This window comes from Orbaceae bacterium lpD02, assembly GCA_036251875.1.
In the GTDB taxonomy this organism is placed as follows: domain Bacteria; phylum Pseudomonadota; class Gammaproteobacteria; order Enterobacterales; family Orbaceae; genus Orbus; species Orbus sturtevantii.
The window spans coordinates 2,696,110-2,719,709 of the sequence record CP133960.1; the positions used below are offsets into that span (position 1 = coordinate 2,696,110).

General features: G+C 36.1%; 23 protein-coding genes. 10 read left to right on the top strand and 13 right to left on the bottom strand.

What is annotated here, in order from left to right; genetic code table 11:
• Window positions 1-11: 11 nt before the first annotated feature.
• Window positions 12-1,361, bottom strand: a complete 1,350-nt coding sequence (gene tolC / locus RHO12_11910) for an outer membrane channel protein TolC (GenBank protein ID WVD66054.1) — start codon at window positions 1,359-1,361, stop codon at window positions 12-14.
• Between the two features lie 140 nt (window positions 1,362-1,501).
• Here tolC and nudF point away from each other — a divergent pair, with 140 nt between their 5' ends.
• A complete protein-coding gene (nudF, locus tag RHO12_11915; protein ID WVD66055.1) occupies window positions 1,502-2,137 on the top strand; it encodes an ADP-ribose diphosphatase in 636 nt (211 codons plus the stop codon).
• Window positions 2,138-2,303: 166 nt separating this feature from the next.
• On the top strand, window positions 2,304-3,131 hold the full coding sequence (gene cpdA / locus RHO12_11920; protein WVD66056.1) for a 3',5'-cyclic-AMP phosphodiesterase: 828 nt from the start codon (window positions 2,304-2,306) through the stop codon (window positions 3,129-3,131).
• Window positions 3,132-3,162: 31 nt separating this feature from the next.
• Here cpdA and cls read toward each other — a convergent pair whose 3' ends face one another.
• From cls to fldA, 5 genes are all read right to left on the bottom strand, one after another.
• A complete protein-coding gene (gene cls, locus RHO12_11925) occupies window positions 3,163-4,632 on the bottom strand; it encodes a cardiolipin synthase (GenBank protein WVD66057.1) in 1,470 nt (489 codons plus the stop codon).
• The gene (gene yciA, locus RHO12_11930) at window positions 4,632-5,093 is read right to left on the bottom strand and encodes an acyl-CoA thioester hydrolase YciA (GenBank protein WVD66058.1); all 462 of its coding nucleotides are present in this window, start codon (window positions 5,091-5,093) and stop codon (window positions 4,632-4,634) included. The genes cls and yciA overlap by 1 nt, the downstream gene beginning before the upstream one ends.
• An 18-nt stretch (window positions 5,094-5,111) precedes the next feature.
• Window positions 5,112-5,651: a septation protein A gene (locus tag RHO12_11935; GenBank protein WVD66059.1), complete on the bottom strand. Its 540-nt coding sequence runs from the start codon at window positions 5,649-5,651 to the stop codon at window positions 5,112-5,114.
• Window positions 5,652-5,745: 94 nt separating this feature from the next.
• Window positions 5,746-6,198, bottom strand: a complete 453-nt coding sequence (gene fur, locus RHO12_11940; protein WVD66060.1) for a ferric iron uptake transcriptional regulator — start codon at window positions 6,196-6,198, stop codon at window positions 5,746-5,748.
• A 162-nt stretch (window positions 6,199-6,360) separates the two neighbouring features.
• A complete protein-coding gene (fldA, locus tag RHO12_11945) occupies window positions 6,361-6,873 on the bottom strand; it encodes a flavodoxin FldA (protein WVD66061.1) in 513 nt (170 codons plus the stop codon).
• Window positions 6,874-7,083: 210 nt separating this feature from the next.
• On the opposite strand from fldA, the gene sucC reads away from it, so the two are divergent.
• The 8 genes from sucC (at window position 7,084) to RHO12_11985 (ending at window position 17,645) form a co-directional block, all read left to right on the top strand.
• A complete protein-coding gene (sucC, locus tag RHO12_11950; protein ID WVD66062.1) occupies window positions 7,084-8,256 on the top strand; it encodes an ADP-forming succinate--CoA ligase subunit beta in 1,173 nt (390 codons plus the stop codon).
• Between the two features lie 14 nt (window positions 8,257-8,270).
• Window positions 8,271-9,140, top strand: a complete 870-nt coding sequence (sucD, locus tag RHO12_11955) for a succinate--CoA ligase subunit alpha (GenBank protein ID WVD66063.1) — start codon at window positions 8,271-8,273, stop codon at window positions 9,138-9,140.
• A gap of 109 nt (window positions 9,141-9,249) precedes the next feature.
• Window positions 9,250-10,830, top strand: coding sequence for a cytochrome ubiquinol oxidase subunit I (locus tag RHO12_11960; protein ID WVD66064.1), 1,581 nt, complete (start codon window positions 9,250-9,252; stop codon window positions 10,828-10,830).
• Window positions 10,831-10,849: 19 nt separating this feature from the next.
• The gene (cydB, locus tag RHO12_11965; protein WVD66065.1) at window positions 10,850-11,986 is read left to right on the top strand and encodes a cytochrome d ubiquinol oxidase subunit II; all 1,137 of its coding nucleotides are present in this window, start codon (window positions 10,850-10,852) and stop codon (window positions 11,984-11,986) included.
• A 394-nt stretch (window positions 11,987-12,380) separates the two neighbouring features.
• A complete protein-coding gene (locus RHO12_11970; protein WVD66066.1) occupies window positions 12,381-13,856 on the top strand; it encodes a DUF945 family protein in 1,476 nt (491 codons plus the stop codon).
• A 350-nt stretch (window positions 13,857-14,206) separates the two neighbouring features.
• Window positions 14,207-15,619: an aminotransferase class III-fold pyridoxal phosphate-dependent enzyme gene (locus RHO12_11975; GenBank protein ID WVD66067.1), complete on the top strand. Its 1,413-nt coding sequence runs from the start codon at window positions 14,207-14,209 to the stop codon at window positions 15,617-15,619.
• A 57-nt stretch (window positions 15,620-15,676) separates the two neighbouring features.
• Complete coding sequence (locus RHO12_11980) at window positions 15,677-16,747, top strand: GNAT family N-acetyltransferase (GenBank protein ID WVD66068.1); 1,071 nt, start codon at window positions 15,677-15,679, stop codon at window positions 16,745-16,747.
• 7 nt (window positions 16,748-16,754) lie between these two features.
• The gene (locus RHO12_11985) at window positions 16,755-17,645 is read left to right on the top strand and encodes an arginase family protein (protein ID WVD66069.1); all 891 of its coding nucleotides are present in this window, start codon (window positions 16,755-16,757) and stop codon (window positions 17,643-17,645) included.
• A 91-nt stretch (window positions 17,646-17,736) separates the two neighbouring features.
• Here the strand turns inward: RHO12_11985 and RHO12_11990 are convergent, their stop codons facing one another.
• From RHO12_11990 to lysC, 7 genes are all read right to left on the bottom strand, one after another.
• Window positions 17,737-18,138 carry an EamA family transporter gene (locus RHO12_11990; protein WVD66070.1) on the bottom strand — a complete coding sequence of 134 codons (402 nt, stop codon included), beginning with the start codon at window positions 18,136-18,138 and terminating at the stop codon, window positions 17,737-17,739.
• A complete protein-coding gene (locus tag RHO12_11995; GenBank protein ID WVD66071.1) occupies window positions 18,138-18,494 on the bottom strand; it encodes an EamA family transporter in 357 nt (118 codons plus the stop codon). The genes RHO12_11990 and RHO12_11995 overlap by 1 nt, the downstream gene beginning before the upstream one ends.
• A gap of 14 nt (window positions 18,495-18,508) precedes the next feature.
• A complete protein-coding gene (locus tag RHO12_12000; GenBank protein WVD66072.1) occupies window positions 18,509-19,357 on the bottom strand; it encodes an alpha/beta fold hydrolase in 849 nt (282 codons plus the stop codon).
• Window positions 19,358-19,366: 9 nt separating this feature from the next.
• Window positions 19,367-20,101, bottom strand: coding sequence for an MtnX-like HAD-IB family phosphatase (locus tag RHO12_12005; protein WVD66073.1), 735 nt, complete (start codon window positions 20,099-20,101; stop codon window positions 19,367-19,369).
• Between the two features lie 199 nt (window positions 20,102-20,300).
• The gene (gene cysS, locus RHO12_12010) at window positions 20,301-21,695 is read right to left on the bottom strand and encodes a cysteine--tRNA ligase (GenBank protein ID WVD66074.1); all 1,395 of its coding nucleotides are present in this window, start codon (window positions 21,693-21,695) and stop codon (window positions 20,301-20,303) included.
• Window positions 21,696-21,831: 136 nt separating this feature from the next.
• Window positions 21,832-22,077, bottom strand: coding sequence for a GlsB/YeaQ/YmgE family stress response membrane protein (locus RHO12_12015; protein ID WVD66075.1), 246 nt, complete (start codon window positions 22,075-22,077; stop codon window positions 21,832-21,834).
• A 130-nt stretch (window positions 22,078-22,207) separates the two neighbouring features.
• Window positions 22,208-23,578: a lysine-sensitive aspartokinase 3 gene (lysC, locus tag RHO12_12020; protein ID WVD66076.1), complete on the bottom strand. Its 1,371-nt coding sequence runs from the start codon at window positions 23,576-23,578 to the stop codon at window positions 22,208-22,210.
• Window positions 23,579-23,600: the final 22 nt, after the last annotated feature.

The window sequence follows — 23,600 nt, forward strand, 5'->3', positions numbered from 1 at the left end:
GGAGAGATGAATTAGTCGTTAGTTGCTAACGTACTACTTTCTTTACCCAACATATTGTTAAGTTGAATTAAATCATCGCTATTTAAAGTACCAATTGCATTTTTTAGTGTTAACAAACTGATTAAGTAATCATATTTTGCATCAGATAACTGCTTTTTTGCATTGTATAGCTGGGTTGTTGCGTTAAGTACATCAACAATAGTTCTTGTTCCTACTTCATAACCAGACTCTGTTGCATCCAATGAACTCTGTGCCGATATCACTGATTGTTCATAAGCTTTAATCGAACTGATGGCTGCTGATACATTGTTATACGAAGAGCGAACTGAATTAATTACTTTTCGATTTGTTGTTTCTAATTGTTCACTAAAGCTAACATAATTATATTGTGCTTGTTCAACTTTGGACATCGTTGCACCACTTGAAAAAATAGGCATCTCAAAGCTAATACCAACAGTATTTTTTCCATCTATTGAATTTGAGTGGCCGTAGCTTGGTCCAGGATTTACTTTTTCACCGTAAGGCTCACTTTTACTGAGAGCAGTTGAAGCATTTAACGTTAGAGTAGGTAAATGTCCTGATTGTGCTAATCTAATTTGCTCTTTAGCAACATCACGACTTAAACGTGAAGTTAGTAAATCTAGGTTTGAGTGTTCGGATTGTTGCAATAATTGATTAATATTAATTGGTTTTTCAGTAATAAATTCTTTGGTATCAATAGTCGCTAAGTTATTATAGAACCTACCGCTAACCTCACGCAAACTTTCAAGAGCATTATTTAAATTATTAACAGAAGTCACTTCTTGAGCGATGGTTAAATCATAGTTGGCCTGTGCATTTTGTACGTCAGTTATGGCAACTAATCCTACCTTGTGTTGTTGGTTAACTTGTTCAAGCTGGCGATAGATTGATTTTTTTTGCGCCTGAGTATAGCTTAGGGCATCGAGTGCTTTTAAAACATTAAAATAGTAAGTTGAAGTATTTAGAATTAATGATTGCTCCTGTGCTTGATAAGCAATATCTAAAATACTCGCTTGTTGTTTGCTTATGTCTAAGTTTTTCCAGTAAGAGAAATTAAATAAAGATTGGGTAAGAGTTAAGCCTAAATTACCACTTTTACTATTTTGATCCTCTGATTCACGATAGCCATGGTTAAGACCGTATGAAGCAGATAAACCTAGTTGTGGTAAGAGGCTTGCGCGCTCACCCGTTATTGCAGCATAAGCTTTTTGTTTATTAGCAAGTGAGCTTTTTAATTCTGGATTGGTTTGCCTAGTTTGCTCATACACTTGTATTAAGTTTTCAGCAAATGCTGAAGGTGCTATCATTAGACTGATAAGTAGAGGTAATACTTTTTTCATTAGCGTTTCCTAAAAAATTCAATATATTATTATTTAACTGAAATATCGGCTAATTTTAACAGATAATTAATTTATACATAAGAGCTGATTTTTTAGCTTCGCACTTTTTATTAAAAAATTTCTTAATGAGGTCAGTTTAAATGAAAAATATTAACAAAAGCCCTATTCTTTTTAGCAAAAAAGATGTGATTAATTTAACTAAGCGTATTTTATATAAGGGTTTTTTCTCATTATGGGAATATCGCTTTCAATATCGAAAGTTTGATGGTTCAATCAGTGAAGTTGTAACCCGTGAAATTTTAGAAAGAGGGCATGCAGTCGTGTTACTTGCTTATGATGTAAATTGTGACAATGTTATTTTAATTGAACAAATCAGAATTGCAGCAATTGAAACGCAAGATACTCCTTGGTTACTCGAATTAATTGCTGGCATGATCGATCATAAAGGTGAATCAATTGAAGACGTGGCAAGACGCGAAGCGAAGGAAGAAGCAGGGATTGATATCGGGCGCTGCAAGCCTATCATTAGCTATTTAGCAAGTCCTGGCGGATTGACTGAGCAATTGCATATTTTAGTCGGTGAGGTTGATTCATCGACAGCAAACGGAATCCATGGTTTGGACGAAGAGAACGAAGATATTAAGGTCCATGTTGTTAGCCGTGAGCAAGCTTATCGATGGGTTGAAAACGGCCTAATTAATAATGCGGCTTCTATCATTGCACTACAATGGTTACAAATCAACCATCAAAAATTAAAGAATGAGTGGCAATCATAATTAAATAAATTTGTTAACTTACTGAAACCACTAATAAAAATGTGATTTGATTCACATTTATGACTAATAATATTAATTAGTCATAAAAAATGTGCTCTATCCGACAGAAATTGTATGAAATTTATCATAAAGTTAGATGAAATTATCGACAATTTTGAGGTTGGATTTGAAAAAATATTTATCCCTGCCAATAAAAAATAATAACAAAGCTAAAATATTACACATTACAGATACACACCTTTTTGCCAATGAGAGTGATTCGCTTTTAGGTATAAAAACGAATGCCAGTTTCAATGCAGTCATTGATGAAATTAAACAACAACCGTGCGATTTCGATTTAATTGTGGCTACGGGTGATTTTGTGCAAGATGGCAGTAAAAGCGCATATCTCCGTTTTGCTAATGCAATTAACCAATTTCCTATGCCCTGTGTTTGGCTTGCGGGTAATCATGATGTCTATACCAATATGAAGCTTGTTTTTGAACAGCAAAAATTACCAGAGAAAAAAACTGTGTTATTGGGCGATAATTGGTTGGTTATATTATTAAATAGCCAAGTTCAGGGTGAAGCATTTGGCATGCTATCCGACGCTGAACTCGCTTTTTTAAGCTTAACTATCGAACAATATCCAGATAAATTTATCATGATATTTCTTCACCATCATCCAGTAATGTCCAATTGCCAGTGGTTAGATCAACATTGTTTGAAGAACAGTCAACAGTTCGGATTGTTAGTTAAGCAATACCAACATATTAAATCAATCGCTTGGGGGCATATACACCAAAGATCCGAAAGAATTTGGCACCATTGTAAAGTTTTTTCCACGCCATCAACTTGTGTACAATTTAAACCAGCATCGGACGAGTTTAGCCTAGCATATGATGCACCAGGTTGGCGGGTTATTGAATTAAATACTAGTGGTGAAGTAGATAGCCGTGTATATAGCTTAAATGAAAACTTATTTATGCCCGATACATCACAAAATGGTTATTAGCTGGTTATGCGTTTATAATTTAAGCGTTAAATTATAATAAAGGCGCAAAAAAGTAGAATAAACGCTCAATAACATGTTGCCAAAAAGGTCTTTTTTTCCAAGTAGAGAAAGCAATTAAATCTGAATTTTTCAGGTAGCTTTGTAATAAATCATTAAGGTTATTAGCAAACTCAGTATCGTCAATGACGGCGGTTAGTTCGAAGTTCAACCACAAGCTGCGCATATCAAGGTTAACGGTTCCAACTAAACTTAATTGCTTATCGACTAATACGCTTTTAGTATGCAATAAATTATTTCTAAATTGGTAGAGCTCAACACCACTTTCAAGTAAATCACTGAAGAAAGCCCGGCTAGCCCATTTTACCATTACCGAATCATTTTTTTCTGGAATTATTATTTTTACCTTAACACCACGTTGTGCGGCAGTACAAATAGCATGAAGCAAGTCATCACTAGGCACTAAATAAGGTGTAGTAAAAATAATTTCATTTTGCGCAGAATAAATTGCTGTAAGTAGCGCTTGATGGATCATGTTTTCAGTATAACCAGGACCCGAGGGTATGATTTGCATGATATGCTGTTGCTCAACTGGCGGCTCAGCAAAATCAGTCACTTTAGGTAATGATAAATTTTTACCTGTCTCGAGTTCCCAATCACTGGCATAAATCGCGCCCATTAATGTGGTAATAGGGCCATGCATACGGATCATAATATCAACCCATTCTCCGACATTTTTATTTTGTTTAAAAAAACGGGGGTCGACAATATTCATACTGCCAGTATAAGCAATATGATTATCAATTATTGCAACTTTTCGGTGTTGTCTAAGATCAAGGCGACGAAACATAAAGCGTAATAGGTTAACCTGCAGGCACTCAACAATCTGAATACCCGCTTCTTTCATTTTATGGTTTTCATTCGATCTTAAAAATCGTCTACTACCCGCGGAATCAAGCATTAATCGACAAGTAACTCCACGCTGAGCGGCTCTAATTAAAGCATCTTCCAGTTCATTCGCTCGTCCACCTTTATACCAAATATAGAAAATCATTTCGATATTCGAGTTTGCCTGATTAACATCATTGATGAGATGGTCAAAAATTTCGTCAGGGGTATGAATCAAATCAATATGATTGCCACAAATTCCATCTAGTCCCGTTTGATGTTTGCATAGCTGAAATAGTGGCTTGGCAACATTACTAAATTGCTGAGTAAAAATAGATGGAAATTGATGCAACTGCTGAATAAACGCCTGAATAATCGGGCGCATTTCTTGTACTCGTTTTACTCTACGCTGTCCTAGGTGAGTTTCACCTAATAAAAAATAGAGGATGATCCCTAAAAAAGGGAGCAAGTAGATAATTAGCATCCAGGCAACAACAAATGTTGTCGGCCTTCTTTTAGTCACAATTCTTAATGTTGTTGCAACAACTAAAATCCAATATCCGAAAAGGATTAAAGAATTTAACCAAGTATAAAAAGACGCTAATGAGATAGCCATTAATTATTACTCAGCCCTAATTTACTGATATTGTCAGTTTCAGCATTGTAGTGTTGAAATTGTTCAGGTAAAGGACGCGGTTTATTATGCTTATCAACAGAGACATAAGTATAGACAGCATCAGTGATACAATAACGTTGCCCTGAAGGCACATTCTGGTCTGAAATTTTTTTAACCCAAATCTCGATATCTATTGTAATCGATGACGTTCCCGTTTTTAAGCAGCGGGCATAGCAACAGATAACATCTCCAACCATTGCAGGTTTATGAAAGGTGATACTGCTTGCATTGACTGTAACTATTCGTCCTCGAGCTATCTCTTGAGCCAAAATACCACCGCCAAGATCCATTTGTGACATTATCCAACCACCGAAAATATGCCCGTGAGGGTTTGTGTCACAAGGCATAGCAAGCGTCCGTAATACAAGTTGTCCTTGAGGGGATGTAGATTCTATTTTCATTATTCTTTATACCTTCAATTAGTTATTGGTATTCTTGTCCATATGCTTGTAAATATATATACCGGATATTAAGGTCAATATTAAAGAGGCACCAGGTAAAATAAATGCTTTAAAAATACCAAAAAATTCAGTAGAGGTATTATACGTGACATACACACTAACTATTCCACACAAAATAAAGAAAAGTACCCATAACAAATTAAGCCTATTCCATACTTGAGTCGATAATTGCAGCTCTTTACCTAATAATCTCTGTATTAGATTTTTTTTGAAGAAAATTTGGCTAACCAGTAGAATGAGAGCAAATAAAAAATTAATCAGTGTTACTTTCCATTTAATAAAATCTTCGTTATGTAAATATAGTGTTAATCCGCCAAAAACGATTACCATTAAATAGGAAAATAGCTCCATTTTTTCGATTTTTTTATAGACTATCCAAGTAATTAGAAGCGCAAGTGTAGCCGTTATCATTAGTGCTTTTACACCAGCAAAAATATCGTACACCGTTAGGAAAACAAAAAAGAAGATTAAAGGAATAAAATTAAGTAGTTGTTTCATATTGAAGGTAAGCCCATATTAAATTAATACTTTATCCAATTTATACTAGCTAGATAATTAATCTAGCTAGTATAAATTCTAGACGGCATTTTGACTATTTTTTGTGATGAAGAGATGAGTCTTGTTTGCAATTACCGTTAGCACAGTGACCGTACAGATATAAACTGTGATAAGTTAACTTAACACCATATTGCTCGGCAATTTCATTCTGCCGTTTATTAATAACTTCATCAGTAAATTCAAACACATCGCCACAATCTAAACAAATTAAATGGTCATGATGATCTTGGGTGGCAAGCTCAAAAACAGCTTTTCCGCCTTCAAAATTGTGCCTTGTCACGATACCAGCATCATCAAATTGATTCAATACGCGATAAACAGTTGCAAGTCCAATTTCTTCGCCTAAGTCTAATAATTTTTTATATAAATCTTCTGCAGTAATATGTTGATGCTGAGGATTTTGTAGTAATTGTAAAATCTTTAAACGAGGGAGCGTGATTTTTAATCCTGCATTTTTTAATGCAGCATTATTTTCTTGAACGGTCATATAAAATCCCAAATAATATACTGTTTTATTTTAAGCCATTATAGGAAATATTAACATAAAATAAAGCAATCATTTTAAAAGGATATTTCAATCTGCAGATATTAATTACTATATTATCAATATCTGTAGCGGTAAATTATCCTCGTGACAAGGCTTAATAAATTAGATTACCATCTCTTCTTTAACCTGCGCAACCCATTGAGTTATTCGCTCTTCAGTCAGGTCTGCTTGGCGATCTTCATCGATAGCAAGTCCAATGAAATGAGTGTCGTCAACTAGGCTTTTTGATGATTCAAAATAATACCCTTCAGTTGACCAATGACCAACAATCTTAGCGCCTTTCGGTTCAATAATATCTCTTATTGTCCCCATTGCATCACAAAAATATTCGGCATAATCTTCTTGATCTCCACAACCAAAGATCGCCACTGTTTTACCGGTAAAATCGATTAGTTCTAAGGTCGGGGAAAAATCATCCCAATCACACTGGGACTCACCATAGTACCAAGTTGGAATGCCGAAAAAGAGAAATTGGTACTTCTCAATCTGCTCTTTAGTACTTTTTGCAATATCATATAGATCGGCTTGATCACTACCTAACAATTGTTGAATTTGCTCGGCAACTTTTTCTGTATTGCCTGTATCACTGCCGAAAAAAATACCTACTTTGGCCATATCATTACCTTATAGTCATTATTTATTACATATAGTTGTCGATTATAACATTCTGTAATAAAAAAACAGCAATAATGCCGCATTTGTTATAGATTTTTTTTATTGGACGGCTAGAAAACTACACAACGACTAAATATTGGATTAAACTGGCAGAAATTTAACGCGTATTGATTGATATAAGTTTATTATCACTTTCTTTGGAAAATATCTATGAACCTGCATGAATACCAAGCAAAATTTTTGTTAAAAAAATATGGGCTACCCGTCCCTGTCGGCTATGTATGTCAATCTGTTGATGAAGTTGCAGAAACCTTAGCTGAACTTGCTACACAAAATTTACCAGATAAATGGGTGGCAAAATGTCAAGTCCATGCTGGTGGGAGAGGAAAGGCTGGTGGTGTTATTTGTACTAATGATTTTCAAAGTATCAAACAATTTAGCGAGCATTGGTTCGGTGGGCGTTTGGTCACATATCAAACAGATGAGAGTGGCCAACCAGTAAATAAAATTTTGATTGAACAAGCTTCTGATATTAATAATGAAATATACTTAGGTATTATTATCGATAGAAGCCAAAAACGTATCGTTATTATGGCATCAACGCAAGGTGGAATGGAAATAGAGTCCGTCGCCGCTAATACACCTGAGCTTATTTTTAAAGTAGAAATAGATCCATTGATTGGCCCTAATGCCTACCAAGGCCGAGAACTCGCATTTAAACTTGGCTTAAGTGGTAAATTAATTAATCAATTTACCAAAATTTTCATGAACCTAACTAAGTTATTTATTGAGAATGACGTATCCTTGGCTGAAATCAATCCATTAGTTGTAACAACAGCAGAAACGCTAATTTGTTTAGACGCTAAAGTGGTATTAGATGATAATGCGCTCTATCGTCATCCAGAGCTAAGCATCCTGCGAGACATAACGCAAGAAGATGAAAGAGAATCAATGGCAACCAAACAAGGTATTAGTTATGTCTCTTTAAATGGCAACATTGGCTGTATGGTTAATGGCGCAGGTCTAGCTATGGCGACGATGGATATTATTAAGCAATATGGTGGAGAGCCTGCAAATTTCCTTGATGTTGGTGGTGGGGCAACCAAAGAAAGAGTTGCGGAAGCATTTAAACTTATCTTATCTGATAAACACGTTAAAGCTATTTTAGTTAATATTTTTGGTGGTATTGTGCGCTGTGATCTTATTGCTGAAGGTATTATTGGTGCGATAAAACAAATCGAACTCAATATTCCAGTGGTTGTTAGACTTGAAGGCAATAATGCGGAGTTGGCAAGACAGATCCTTGCCGATAGTCAACTCAATATTATCAGTGCCGACAGTTTAATTGATGCTGCTCAAAAAATATCCTCTGTTGCTAAATAAGGAAAAGAATAGATATGTCGATTTTAATAAATAAGGACACTAAGGTTATTTGTCAAGGCTTTACTGGTAGTCAAGGTACTTTTCATTCGCAACAAGCGATTGCATATGGGACCAAACTCGTCGGTGGCGTCACACCAGGGAAAGGCGGTAGCGAGCACTTAGGGTTACCTGTTTTTAATACAGTAAAAGAAGCGGTTGCTAAAACTGGCGCTACAGCTAGTGTAATCTACGTTCCAGCCGCTTTTGGTAAAGACTCGATTTTAGAGGCAATAGATGCAGGTATAAAACTAATTGTTTGTATTACAGAAGGTATTCCAACGCTTGACATGTTATTTGTTAAAGAAAAATTGCAGCAAAGTGATGCCATCATGATTGGGCCAAACTGCCCTGGTATTATTGTGCCAGATCAATGCAAGATTGGTATCATGCCAGGGCATATTCATCTGGCGGGCAAAGTTGGTATTATTTCTCGCTCAGGTACTTTAACCTATGAAGCCGTGAAGCAAACCACTGATATCGGCGTCGGCCAATCAGTGTGTATTGGTATTGGGGGAGATCCGATCCCAGGTAGTGATTTTATCGCTATGCTAGCTTTACTAGAGAAAGATCCTGATACTGAAGTAATTGTTATGATCGGTGAAATTGGTGGTAATGCAGAAGAACTTGCTGCACAGTATATTAAACAACATGTTTCTAAACCCGTAATTAGTTATATTGCAGGTATTACCGCGCCAACAGGTAAAAGAATGGGGCACGCGGGGGCAATTATTTCTGGCGGTAAAGGTACCGCTGTAGAAAAAATAAAAGCATTAAAAGAGGCCGGTGTTATTGTTGTTTCAAGCTTAATCGATATCAGCAGCGCAGTACAGAAACAATTTAATTAGCTTTTTTGATATTAGTCAATTTTTATTGTTGAATTTTCGTGTACAATAGCGAAGATTTTTTTATATATATAATTATTGTGGGCTTTAGGTGTAATTTTAGGGAGCTAATATGTTATTAGATATCGTTGAACTATCAAGACTCCAATTTGCGCTAACTGCAATGTATCACTTCATTTTTGTTCCTTTAACATTAGGACTGGCATTTTTACTTGCTATTATGGAGACGGTATATGTTGTAAGTGGTAAGCAAATTTGGAAAGACATGACCAAATTCTGGGGTAAATTATTTGGAATTAATTTTGCCTTAGGTGTGGCGACAGGTTTAACCATGGAGTTCCAATTTGGTACTAACTGGTCTTACTACGCACATTATGTTGGTGATATTTTTGGTGCACCACTAGCTATTGAAGGTTTAATGGCATTCTTTTTAGAGTCAACTATGGTTGGTCTTTTCTTTTTTGGTTGGGACCGAATGAGTAAGGGTAAACATTTAATGGTGACTTGGTTTGTTGCTATTGGTTCTAATTTATCCGCTTTATGGATTTTAGTAGCGAATGGTTGGATGCAATTTCCAATTGGCTCAGAGTTTAATGCATTAAATTCACGTATGGAGATGAGTAGTTTCTTTGATCTTATCTCAAGTCCTGTTGCGCAATTTAAGTTTGCTCACACGGTTTCAGCCGGTTATGTTACGGGCGCCATTTTTGTTTTAGGCATCAGTTCTTACTACTTACTGAGAAAACGAGATGTTGGTTTTGCTAAACGCTCATTTGCTGTTGCGTCTGTGTTTGGTTTTGTGATGTGTATTAACTTAATTCTAATGGGCGATGATGCCGGTCATGAAATGACAACCATTCAACCCGTTAAACTTGCGGCAGTTGAGGCTGAATGGGAAACACATCCAGCACCTGCTGCATTTAACCTTATTGCATTCCCATCTCAAGAAAAAGAAGAAAACTATTTCGCTATTCAGATACCTTATGTCATGGGATTAATTACCACTCGTTCTCTTGATACACAGGTTAAAGGCTTAAAAGAGATCATGATTGATAATGAGGCAAGAATCCGTAATGGTATTCTGGCTTATGAAAATTTAGAAAAAATTAATCAGGGTAATAACGATCCACTAGTTCATAAAATCTTTGAACAAAATAAAGATGATCTTGGTTATGGTTATTTGGTCAAACGCTTTACCGATAGAGATAATATTTCAATTTCTCAAGCGACAGAAGCTAATATCCAAGCCGCTGTTAAAGATTCTATTCCGGCAGTCGCGCCTCTATTTTGGACATTTAGAATTATGGTCGGCATAGGATTTTTATTACTATTTGGTATTGGTGCTGCAGCGTGGATCACATTTAGGAATAAAATTGGTGAAAAACGTTGGTTGCATCGTTTCTTCTTGCTAATTATTCCACTCCCTTGGATTGCAAGTGAATGCGGTTGGTTTGTAAATGAATTTGGCCGTCAACCATGGGCGATTGAAGGAATTTTACCAACGGGAGTTGCTAACTCTTCATTAGCTCCGGGCGAAGTGCTGTTTACATTGATATTAATTTCTGGTTTGTACACATTATTCTTGATAGCTGAAATGTTCCTGATGTTCAAGTTTGCTCGTTTAGGGCCGAGTTCATTAGGTACAGGCAAATATCATTATGAAAATACACAATCAGAAGCGAAAACAGAATAGGGCATGAGGAGTATTTATAATGTTTGATTATGAAGTATTACGCGTTATTTGGTGGGTGATCATCGGGCTTGTGCTAATTGGGTTTGTTGTTACTGATGGCTTTGATATGGGAGTAGGTATTTTACTGCCAATCATTGGTAAAACTAATAATGAACGTAGAATTATGATTAACTCCATTGCTCCTCATTGGGACGGTAATCAGGTTTGGTTAATTACAGCTGGTGCAGGACTTTTTGCCGCTTGGCCGATGGTTTATGCTGCATCGTTTTCTGGTTTTTATATCGCGATGATTTTAGTACTGTGTGCACTATTTTTTAGGCCACTTGGCTTCGACTATCGTGGTAAATTAGAAAGCTCAAAATGGCGTAATTTGTGGGATGCAGCTATTTTTGTTGGTAGCTTTGTACCTGCTTTGGTATTTGGCGTTGCATTTGGTAATTTATTACAAGGTGTACCTTTTGATATCAATTTATTCCAACGAGCCTTTTACCATGGTAACTTTTTTGGTCTATTAAACCCATTTGCGCTATTAGCAGGAGTGGTAAGTTTAATGATGATTGTTACTCAAGGTGGGGCGTGGTTGCAGCTTAAAACAACTGGTGAACTTTATTTAAGAGCTCGTAAAGCGACTCAAGTTTCAACGTTAATAATGATGGTAGCATTTGTCTTAGCGGGTATATGGGTCGTATTTGGAATGCACGGTTATGAAATTACCAGCGTTATTGACCATAATGCCGATTCTAATCCGCTGCTAAAAACGGTATCAACTGATACAACATGGCTGACTAATTTTAATAGCCTACCTATTTTATGGCTTGTGCCTATTCTTGGGGCTGTCTTACCTATTTTGACCACTGTTTTTTCTGGTTTAAATAAAAATGCGCTTGTATTTTTAACATCATCATTAACGATTGCCTGCGTTTTATTTACGTTTGGTATTGCTACATTTCCATTTATTATGCCGTCAAGCATTGCGCCGAATGTTAGTTTAACTATTTGGGATGCGACATCAAGTCACTTAACATTGGCAGTTATGTTCTGGGTTGTGGCCATATTCTTACCAATTATTTTGCTATATACCACATGGTCATATATTAAGATGTTTGGGCGTTTGAATAAGAGCTATATTGAAAAGAATGATCATGGGCTTTACTAGTTAAAATTCATAATAGAATTAAGGAGATACTAATATGTATTATGTTATTTGGGCGACAGTTGTAGCCGTAGCTAGCTTACTGGCTGTGGTCACTGGTGTGTGGATCGATCACAAAATTGATGAAAACAATCAAGACTAATTAATAATCTTATCCTGCCCTAAAAAGTTATGATTAATTTTTTAGGGCATTTTTTATTTAATAATTAAATTATAAAACAAAAAATAATCAAACTCTTCTCATCTTATTATTTTCAGTTATCAGCTTAATTTTAGCGTTTCAAACCACTCTTTAAAATACCATGATAATGATTATCTAATCTATTTATTTTATGTTATAATTTTTAGGTGGCGTAAATTATAATTTATTAATAATCAGCAAGTTAAGGAAAATAACATGAAATTTATTGAGATTTTAAAACCCAAAAAAATTGCACTTTATACCGCTCTAATTGTTGGTTCTAGTTTTTTCATTGTTGCATGTGATAATGCTAAGACCCCTAATTCAATTGAAAAACCAGCTGAAATGTCTCAACAGCAGCTATCTGATTTTATTAAAACAAGTATTAGTAATTTTATTATTAAATATAACCAAGCACAAAGCTTTGCCACTATTTCTTTAGAAAGTTTTATGCCGAGTACTGATGATCAACAAATTACCATGGTATTAAGGGCGGCAATAGTTAATTTAAGTGATAATACTGAACAACCTATCATCATTGATTTGACTTATCTCATTACACCAGAGCAATCATTACAAAATGATGTTTATACAGTTGCGAAATTTACCTCGCAGAAGATGTCATTTAATAATAATTCATCGGATGCTGATGATTCATTTACTCTTTTTGCACAGAAATTGATTAGTGATGCCGGATTAACTGAAAATGGCTATATTATCGCCTCTGGTGACATTTTATCTGAAATCAAGTCAAAGAATGGCTTTGATTATGTTAATGAGGATGGCAGTGATGAGCTAACTGCATTTAATATTGCTCCTTCTAGCTATCATTTTCAGACTAAAGAAAATATGAGTTTGGTTGATGTTAATTATAATTTACCCTCACTTACTTTCGAATTTGACGATGCAAACGTATCAATTAAGAATATTTCTACTCAACAACTAGACCATTCTTTCGATGATAAATTCAGCTATACGGGGCAAAATTTATATAAAATAGATTCCGTAAACATTAATAATGAAAATGACAATATTGTCTTAAAAAATATTATAATTGAGACAAAATCCAATATCACTGACAACGGATTTGCTAATCAATATGTCTCGTCTTCTTTGTCTGGAACGTTTCCTAATGCGGCAGGTAAGCTAGTTGATTTTTCTAGTAGTGGTAACTTGAAAGTCGAAAATCTAAACTTAGAGGCGGCTCAAAAGTGGAATCAATATTTCAGTAATCCAGCTTTTGCTTACATGCATGATGATGCAGAAAAGCTTGAATTATTGAGTGATTTATTTAAAGATGGTTTTTCTTTCGCTATTTCAGATACTAATATCGAATTAGATGGAGATAGAGGGACTGTCGATTTTTCATTAGATATTGCGCCAATGAATATCTCAAAAACAGCTAAACCAAGCACTGTATTTATGCAAGTTTTTAATAACATCACTATTCAGGTTAATAGTGAGCTCCCCGTTCAATGGTTTAATGCATTAGGTGCTGGAATGAGCCAAGATGAATTAGATAAAATGATTAAGCAAAGCGTGCAGCAAATTGATATGATGGGATATGAAGGTGCACTAGCTTACGATGGTAAAAAGCTTACAGCCCATTTTGAGATTAAAAAAGGTAACGTATTTGTTAATGGCGAATTAAAAGGTTCTTTAATTAATACGCTTGCTCCTTTTATGCAATAGAACAAAACGAATATTCTTTATTGAGTATTTGGTGATTAATGTGATTGTTTTAAAACCGACAAAGACGATATAAGTATATTGTCTTTGTCGGTTTTTTTGATTGTTACATTTTAGTCATATCTAACTTACAATGTATGACTCTTGCTTGTCTAAAATGAAATATTACCAATTACGCTTTGCTATATTAACGAATTTTTAGGTGATTATTTTTAATTAATCTAATAATTTATTTAAAATTACTATCCAATACGGCTATAAAAGCGATAAACTAGAGACACGATTTAGAGGCATATCATATTTAATGATATGCTTATGTTATTATTTAAATATTGATTATGGAGTAAACAATAATGAGTAAACCTACCCTTGATGCATTAAAAGGACGACCAGATGACGCGATATTATTAGCGGATGAAGCTAAGTATTGTTCTTTTGGTGATACCGTCCATTATGTTGAACCACCAAAGATTTTTGATGGTTGTGAAGGTAGCTACATGTTTGATCGAGAAGGTAAAGCGTACCTTGATTTACAAATGTGGTATTCGGCGTGTAACTTTGGTTATGCTAATGAACGTTTAAACAACGTCCTTAAACAACAAATTGATACCTTACCACAGTGTGCGAGCCAATACCTTCATCCGACCAAAATTGAGCTAGCTAAAACGATTGCGCAAGGCATGAAATCGCGTTTCGGTACTGATGGACGTGTCCATTTTAATGTAGGGGGCTCACAGTGCATTGAAGACTCCTTAAAAGTGGTACGTAATGCAACCAATGGTAAATCGTTAATGTTTGCTTTCCAAGGTGGTTATCATGGCCGAACACTAGGTGCATCGTCAATTACATCTAGTTACCGCTATCGCCGCCGCTATGGTCATTTCGGTGATCGTGCGATGTTTGTTCCATTTCCGTATCCTTTCCGTCGACCTAAAGGGATGACTGCAGAAGAGTATGGCGAATATTTGGTGGCTGACTTTGCACGTTTATTTGAAACTGAATATCACGGTGTTTGGGATCCGAAAGTTGGGCAAGCAGAGTATGCTGCATTTTATGCTGAACCACTACAAGCGACTGGAGGTTATATTGTCCCTCCAAAAAATTACTTTAAAGGTTTAAAGAAAGTACTCGATCAATATGGTATTTTATTCGTCGTTGATGAAATTCAAATGGGCTTTTATCGTACAGGTAAATTATGGTCAATCGAGCACTTTGATGTAAAACCAGATGTCGTAGTATTTGCTAAAGCATTAACCAATGGTTTAAATCCACTAGGTGGTTTGTGGGCACGAGAAGAGTTAATTAATCCAACGGTTTTCCCTGTAGGATCAACTCACTCAACATTTGCCTCTAACCCACTCGGCACAGCGGTTGGTTTAGAAGTATTAAAAATGACATCTGAAAAAGATTATGAATCGATGGTTATGGATAGTGGCGCTTACTTCCTTGAAGGTTTAAAAACTTTAGAAAAACGCCACAAAGAGATCGGTGAAGTTGATGGTTTAGGTTTAGCTTTACGGGCTGAAATCTGTACTGATGACGGTTTTACAGCCAATAAGGCATTAGTCGATAAAATGGTCGATATCGGAATGTCAGGTGATCTTGATTGGAAAGGTCAAAAAATGGGATTAGTCCTTGATATTGGCGGTTATTATAAAAATGTAATCACATTTGCGCCATCTTTACACATCTCGAAAGCAGAAATTGACCAAGGAATTGAATTACTTGATCAGTTAATTACTCGTGCTAAAAAAGAGCTAGCATAAGTTATTTATTCCCCTACATGCTAGTTCTATTGCTAGCTTGTAGGGGCTAATCATATTATGAAATATTTTAACCAATTAGAACCGAACGAATTAATTGCTAACTTTTTAAGCTATCCGCCTATTGATTTTGCTGCTTGGCAAGATGATAGTGGCACGCCAATGTTTTCTGCTAAATTTGATCTGCTCACTACTGCGGATGATGACCTAAAAAAGAGAGTGGTTAAGTTGCCGTTTTATCAAAACTGGCGCAAATTATTACAACCTAATACCTGCTTTATTGGCACGACAGTTTCTGAATATGCATTATTTTCTCAGCACTTAGCTGCTGATTTATTGGCCCAGCATATTAAACAGCAGTATAGTAAAAAATTCTCATTAACCATTGTCAAAGATCTTCCTCAGCAATCGCCACTACTCGATGAAATAACCAATAATTACGCCAAAAATATTACCGAACAATTAGCCTCACTCGGATTTATTGAAGTTGAAGGGCAAGCACTTGCGTGGGTACCTATTGATTTTGACGATATTGACGACTATTTATCACGTTTATCCCACAGTCGACGTAAAAACTTTAGGCGGAAATTAAAGCTACAAAGTCAATTAGTGGTAGAGGTTCTGTCATTGGGAGACCGTTGTTTTTTAAATCAGCAGGTACTTGACCATTATTATCAGCTTTACTTGAACGTGTTTGAACAAAGCGAAATTCACTTTGACTTATTAAGCAAACCATTTTTTAGCCAACTACTACAAAATCAAAATACTAATGGAAAAATTTTCACGTATAGTCATCAAGGCAAACTCATCGGCTATAATATCTGTTTTGAATATCAAAACACATTAGTTGATAAATATATTGGTTTTGCGTACCCACAAGCACGAGAGTTTAACTTGTATTATATTAGTTGGTTTTATAATTTAGCGTATGCCAAACAAAGAGGTTTAAAAGCGTATATTGCGGGTTGGACTGACCCCGAAGTTAAAGCATCACTGGGGGCTAAATTTACCTTTACTAAACACATGGTCTATGTCCGTAATCCGGTATTAAGAGCTATTTTAAGTAAATTAAGTAATAAATTTGAAAGTGACCGCCAGTGGCAAGATTCAATTAATGGTAAGCAATCATAGGCAATCGATGAACCGACAGACGATTATATTAGATTTTGATCAAAGCGTAGGCACCATAGAAAATGCCATTAGCATTAATTTAACTGATTGGCAAGCCGCTGTTCGTTTTGGTTGTTCTAACAAAATTTTTCATCAGTTAGCAACTAGGTTACAGCACGATTTACCGTTAAGTTATGGTACGGCTATGCTCGGTAGCGGTGATTACCACCATATTTCTTTATTGCTGATTGAGCGTTTACAGTCCTGCTATAATGCAAAAAATCCTATAGAAGTGGTAATCTTTGATAACCATCCCGATAATATGCGTTATCTGTTTGGCATTCACTGTGGCTCTTGGGTCAGTTATGTAGCAAAATTAGCGTTTGTGAGCCACGTACATGTACTCGGTATTACCTCCCACGATATTGCTTTTTCTCATGCATGGGAAAATCGCTTAACCCCGCTAATTAAAAACAAGCTTACTTATTGGAGTATGGACGTTGATACTCGTTGGGCAAACAAGCTTGGTCTGGGACGAGCTTTTAAACATTTTGCCACCCCAGATGATTTAATCAGTGCGTTTTTAACTCACCAAATAAACCATTCTCAACCGGTTTATCTATCTATTGATAAAGATGTGCTTGATAAAACAACAATCCAGACTAATTGGGATCAAGGTAGATTAAAAACAGAGCATATTTTAACTACTATTGCGGGATTAAGTAATCGAATTATCGCAAGTGATATTACAGGTGATGTTTCTAATTGGCAGCATCCGAGCCGTTTTAAACGCTTATTAAGCTTTTTGGACAAACAACCAACTATTCCGCTTAATACGCTAAAACAGTGGCAAGCCCAACAGCATCAGGTAAATTTACAATTATTGTCGGCATTGCAAGCTCCTTGTCATTTTAGCTAGTAGAGCTGCATTACTCACTATTTACGCCGTATTTTATTAAGGATTTTAGCGTCAGCGGGGCTAGTAACAAATTATCCCCGCCATGCAAAACTTATTTACTCTCTATTTTAGTTTGCTGTTGATGAATATTTTTTTCAGCAATTGCTAAAAAAATAATACCAATGATAATTAGTGCTGCACCAATGAATCTAATGAGGGTAATATGTTCGTTAAACACCCAAATAGATACAAACATAACAGTGACTATTTCAAGATGAGATGCGGCAAATGCCGGTCCTACTGGTGCTTTTTTTAGTAAAATCATCCATGTGAAAAATGTACAAATATAGGCTGAAATAGCAACATAGACCAGTGGGCTGGTAAATACTCTGATAAGCCAATCGAGACTTGCTGCTAATGGTTCGGCATGTTTAGCCGTTAACTTAAAGCTCGTTTGGCCAATTGTGTCAAATAATAGTAATAAAGCAAAACCAATTAGGTAAAATTTACGCATTAAGATACTCCCACACAAATAACGCCCGCAGTTATAAATAACATACCAATTATACGATACTTCGTTAATAACTCTTTAAATAATAAACGCCCCATAATCATAATCGTAATAATATTAAATGAACCGATTAAGATGCCTTGAGAAAGAGGAACCAAGGTCAAGAAAGCGAGCCAAAGCAAAAATTCAGCGATGTATGAAACTATACCGATCCAAAGCCAGTAGTTACGAAATAGATCTGACCAATAATGCCAGCCATCACGATTGCGGGGATTAATCGCGGCATATTTAAAGGCGATTTGCCCGATGGTGTCAAAAAGGACATTTAAAATCCAAAGAATAATCACTAAGGAAGACATAATTTATTCTATTCCTATGGTATTTTAGTGGTGGATGATGAAGAACTAGATGATGCAATTTGTTCAAAAAATGAAATACATTCATTAATAACTTCTTTGCGTTGCCGATCAATAGTGATTAGATGATAGCTATCATCTAAGGTGATAAATGTGGTTGGTCCGCTAACATTTTTTTCTACTAACCGTGCATTGGTTTTTATATCTGCAATATCATCATGACCGGAGTGCATAATTAGGCATGGACAGATAACTTGTGGGAGTTGTTTTTTTACTTGCTTAGCTAGAAGTTGCATTTCGGCTAAAGCGGGCAATGGATTTCCCGCCAGTCCTGCTGAGGCACTATCACCGCTTAACATGCTTTCAGATACGGTTGCGCGAATACGTTCATCTTTCAGCCCATAAGGTGGTTTCTCGATAAATGATTTTTTTTGGAATAGGCCTAGTTTTTTAAACAGCACCAATAAGAAGTAAAGTTTTTTTACCCAATAAGGAATACTCCAACCATCATATTTAAATGTGGCAGCCAACACGCCTACGCCTTTGATTTGTGTTGGGCGATCTGCCGCTAGTTTTAGCGCTAGCAAGCTACCCATTGAAAGTCCGGCAACAAATAAATTATCTACTTTCTGAGCGAGAAAATCAGCACTATCTTGTACCGTTTGATACCAGTCTTGCCAAGTTGTTTGGCATAAGTCTTCTTCATTTCCACAGTGACCCGCTAATTGCATACTATAAACGGTAAATCCTACAGCATTTAAGCCTTTTGCTAGTATACGCATTTCATTGGGGGTGCCGGTTAAACCATGAATAAGCAAAACGCCATTGTGGTTACCTGGTAACAAATAAGATGAATCTTGGATCATAACTGGGCTCTATTGGTTGGTATATCTAATTGGTTGAATACTCTCTAACAAGGGTATTATATCGGCAAAATACGTAATTGGATAATGGCGAATAGCATTTTGTAGGCAATACTGGATCAGTTTATCTTTAGCAAAAACGAGATCGACTCGGTTTGATATGCAATAGTCAGAAGCGCCATCGCCAACATAATAGACAGTATTAAAGTGTTGACGCTGCAATTTTAAATGCTGACATTTACAGTTTCCACTCGCTTTAATACAGCCATCATTAGCATAAGGAAATTCAAGTTTCCAACTATGATTATGATCGTGTAGTAGTCGATTAGCAAAAATAGGTAAAAAATCTAGCTGATTATGTTTCAAGATAGTGTGAATAGCATAATCCAGTCCATCACTTACGACATGAATCGCAAAATTTTTGTCTTTTGCATATTTAACAAAATCTTTAAAACTAGCGTCTATCGTAACTTGAGCTAGAACTGCATCTAATTGTTCTTGCGTCGCGTTCATTAACGCAATTTGTTTACTCATACACTCTTGAGAGCCAATAATCCCCGCTTCCCATTGCGCTTCTAACTCATCACAAGCGGCATTACCAAAGTGGCTGAGCAGTAGATCTGTCACATCCTTTAAGCTAATGGTGCCATCAAAATCACATAAAATAATTGGGCGAGCAGATTCATCGCCATAACGAGTGTGATTTTGAGGGAGCATATTTTTAATAATAGGAACAAAATAATTCATGTATTTTTTATCAGCAAAGTAAAGTAAAAAGTCAGTGACTGTTTGATAATATTGGCTATTTTATAGTACTCGGCTTCTAAATTCCATGCTTAATTTTAATAAAAGGTAATATCTATATTAGATATTAATATTGTAGAGCTCATAAATAACAACAAAACGGTTAGGCTCGCTCAGATCTTATTAATTTGGTCGTTAACAATTAAACGTTCTTTTTACGCCAAATAGTACCATTTGAGCCGTCTTCTAGTACGATATTCATCGCGTTTAATTCATCTCGTGCTTTATCGGCTAGGCGCCAATTTTTACTCGCGCGAGCATCATTACGTTGTTTAATTAAAGCCTCAATTTTGGCTACATCAGTATCGTTTTGATGATCGCTTTGCAAAAACTCAATAGGATCTTGCTCAAGCAATCCAAGTACCGAGGCCAAATAGCGTAATTCTGCTGCTAGCGCATTAACTAACACGGTATCGCTATCTGCTTTGGCTTTATTTATTTCTCGAGCTAAGTCAAATAAGACAGAATACGCTTCTGGCGTGTTAAAATCATCGTTCATTGCTTCGCAAAAACGGCGGTAATAGTCACTATTTGGTGTGGTATGAGGCGTTAACCGATCCGTATCACGTAGGGCAGTGTATAAGCGTTCTAGTGCTAAGCGAGCCTGTTTTAGATTATCTTCACTATAATTGAGTTGACTACGATAGTGACCAGATAATAAAAAGTAACGCACTGTTTGCGCATCATAATATTTTAAAACATCACGAATAGTAAAAAAATTACCCAGTGATTTTGACATTTTTTCTTGGTCAACCATCACCATGCCCGAGTGCATCCAATAGTTAACATACTCACCATTATGCGCACAGGTTGATTGGGCAATTTCATTTTCATGATGAGGAAACATTAAATCCGAACCGCCACCATGGATATCAAAATGTTGGCCTAATTCATGACAATTCATCGCTGAACACTCTATATGCCAACCAGGTCGACCTTTTCCCCAAGGGGAATCCCAATTAGGTTCATTAGGTTTTGACATTTTCCATAAGACAAAATCGATAGGATTACGCTTAACATCAACCACATCAACTCTTGCACCGGCTTGTAGTTGTTCTAAGTTTTGCCTTGATAAAATACCATAAGATGGGTCGCTATCGACAGAAAACATGACATCACCATTATCGGCAATATAGGCATGATTTTTCTTGAGCAATTTATCAACTATTTCGATAATTTGTGGTATATGGTGTGTTGCCCGTGGCTCTTTATCTGGGCGTTTAATATTAAGCGCATCAAAATCAACATACATCTCATTTAGCATACGCTGTGTTAGATCATCGCAGCTTTCGCCGTTTTCTAGTGCGCGTTTAATAATTTTATCATCAACATCAGTAACATTACGGACGTAAGTAAGCTGATAGCCTAAAAAACGTAGGTAACGAGTAATGACATCAAACGCAACGAAGGTACGCCCGTGACCAATATGACATAAATCATAAATAGTAATGCCACAAACATACATACCAACTTTATTTGCATGAATGGGTTTAAACAGCTCTTTTTCTCGCGTTAATGTATTGAAAATTTTCAACATTACTATCTACTTAGTATATTAGGTTCGAATTAGCCATTAATATAACAAAAATTTACGTTAGATTAAATTACTTAAGCGTTTTAATTGGTGAAAAAATGATAAAAATAGATAGCCCGAACTTAGTCGGGCAAGCGGATTACTTTCTTAGTAAACGATAGAGGAAGATTAATAAAATAGCACCTAGCACCGCAATAATTAAACTTGGTAGATTAAAACCAGTAACGCTGCCCCAACCGAAAAAAGTACTAATATAGCCACCGATCAGTGCACCAGCAATACCTAAAATTATTGTTGTGATCACACCAACGCCGCCAACTGGCATAAAAAATCTCGCCAACCATCCTGCAATTAAACCAAGAACTACCCAACTTAAAATACCCATAATATTTTCCTTATCACTAAAATAAATTGTTATTATATTGATATAAAAGGAAAAAACAACCCATGTTGGTATTTATTGCAATAGAACAAATCAATTAATCAATGAGCATTTTCCCATTAATTTAATTTTATTATTCGAAAATAACTTGGTGCAGTGTTTTGACTATGCTTTCCGCATCACTACTTTTAACCAAGAAGCAAATATTATGGGTACTTGCGCCGAAACAGCTTAAGCGAATACTAAACGGTTCAAGCTGGTCAAAAACTTGCTTAGCCGTCCCTTTGGTGGTTGTTAAATTATTACCAATAAGCGCAACCAGTGCTAAATCATCTTCTGTTTCAACGCAGCACACCGTAGATAATTCATTGATAAGCGCTTTAGTTAATAAACTACTGCCATCGGTATTGGTCCCTGCGGTATCAATGGTAACCGCAACGCTGACTTCTGATGTTGTCACTAAATCAACCGAAATATTGTGTTTTGCCAGAATCGCAAAAACATTGGCTAAAAAACCTTGGGCATGTAGCATATTTAGGCTATTCAAGGTTAATAAAGTTTGTTTACGACGCAAGGTGACGGCTCTAAATAATGGCAGCTCAGATATAATACGATGCCCGTTATAAACAATTGTTCCACCATCATTAGGTGCTTTGCTTGAGCCGACAAAAACGGGAATATTACTTCTTACGGCTGGCACGAGCGTTGCAGGATGTAACACTTTTGCGCCAAATGTCGCCATCTCTGCCGCTTCAGCAAAGGTGATTTCATCAATACGTTTAGCGTTAGGTGCAATTCGTGGATCGGTAGTATAAATACCGGCAACATCAGTCCAAATATCAATTTGGCTAGCATTTAATGCCTCACCAAGTAGCGCTGCGGTGTAGTCACTACCACCACGACCAAGTGTTGTCGTTTTACCTGAGCTTTCGCTACCGATAAATCCTTGGGTAACAACAATCTGATTACTATTTAATGATTTTAAATGCGCACAGCATAGCTGTTTAATTTCGTCAACTTTAGGCGAGGCTTTACCAAACTTACTATCGGTGCGCATAACTTTGCGGATATCAAACCAAACCGTATTTTTTTGTTGTTCTTTTAACACCTCAACAAATAGACGTGATGACATTAATTCACCATGACAGACGAGTTCGTCTGTTAATGCTGCTGAGTTTGCTAAACTTGCTGCTTCGGCAAGCGCTGCAATATTACTAATAATTTGCTCGATTGATTCACGAAGAGGTGGATTTTCAGGTAACTGTTCAAGAATGTTATATTGAATAGCTTGAATTTTTGCGATATGTTGTTTACGGATTTCAAGTTCGCGGCCTTCTGCTAATGCAACTAATAAATTAGTAATTCCTGCTGACGCTGATAATACTACAATTTTGACATTAGGATTTGATAACACAATATTTGCACTATTACGCATTGCCTGATAATCAGCAACACTGGTACCACCAAATTTCGCGATCACACATGGTTGATTAAGATTACTCATTTTATCCTCATTGTTTGGTTAG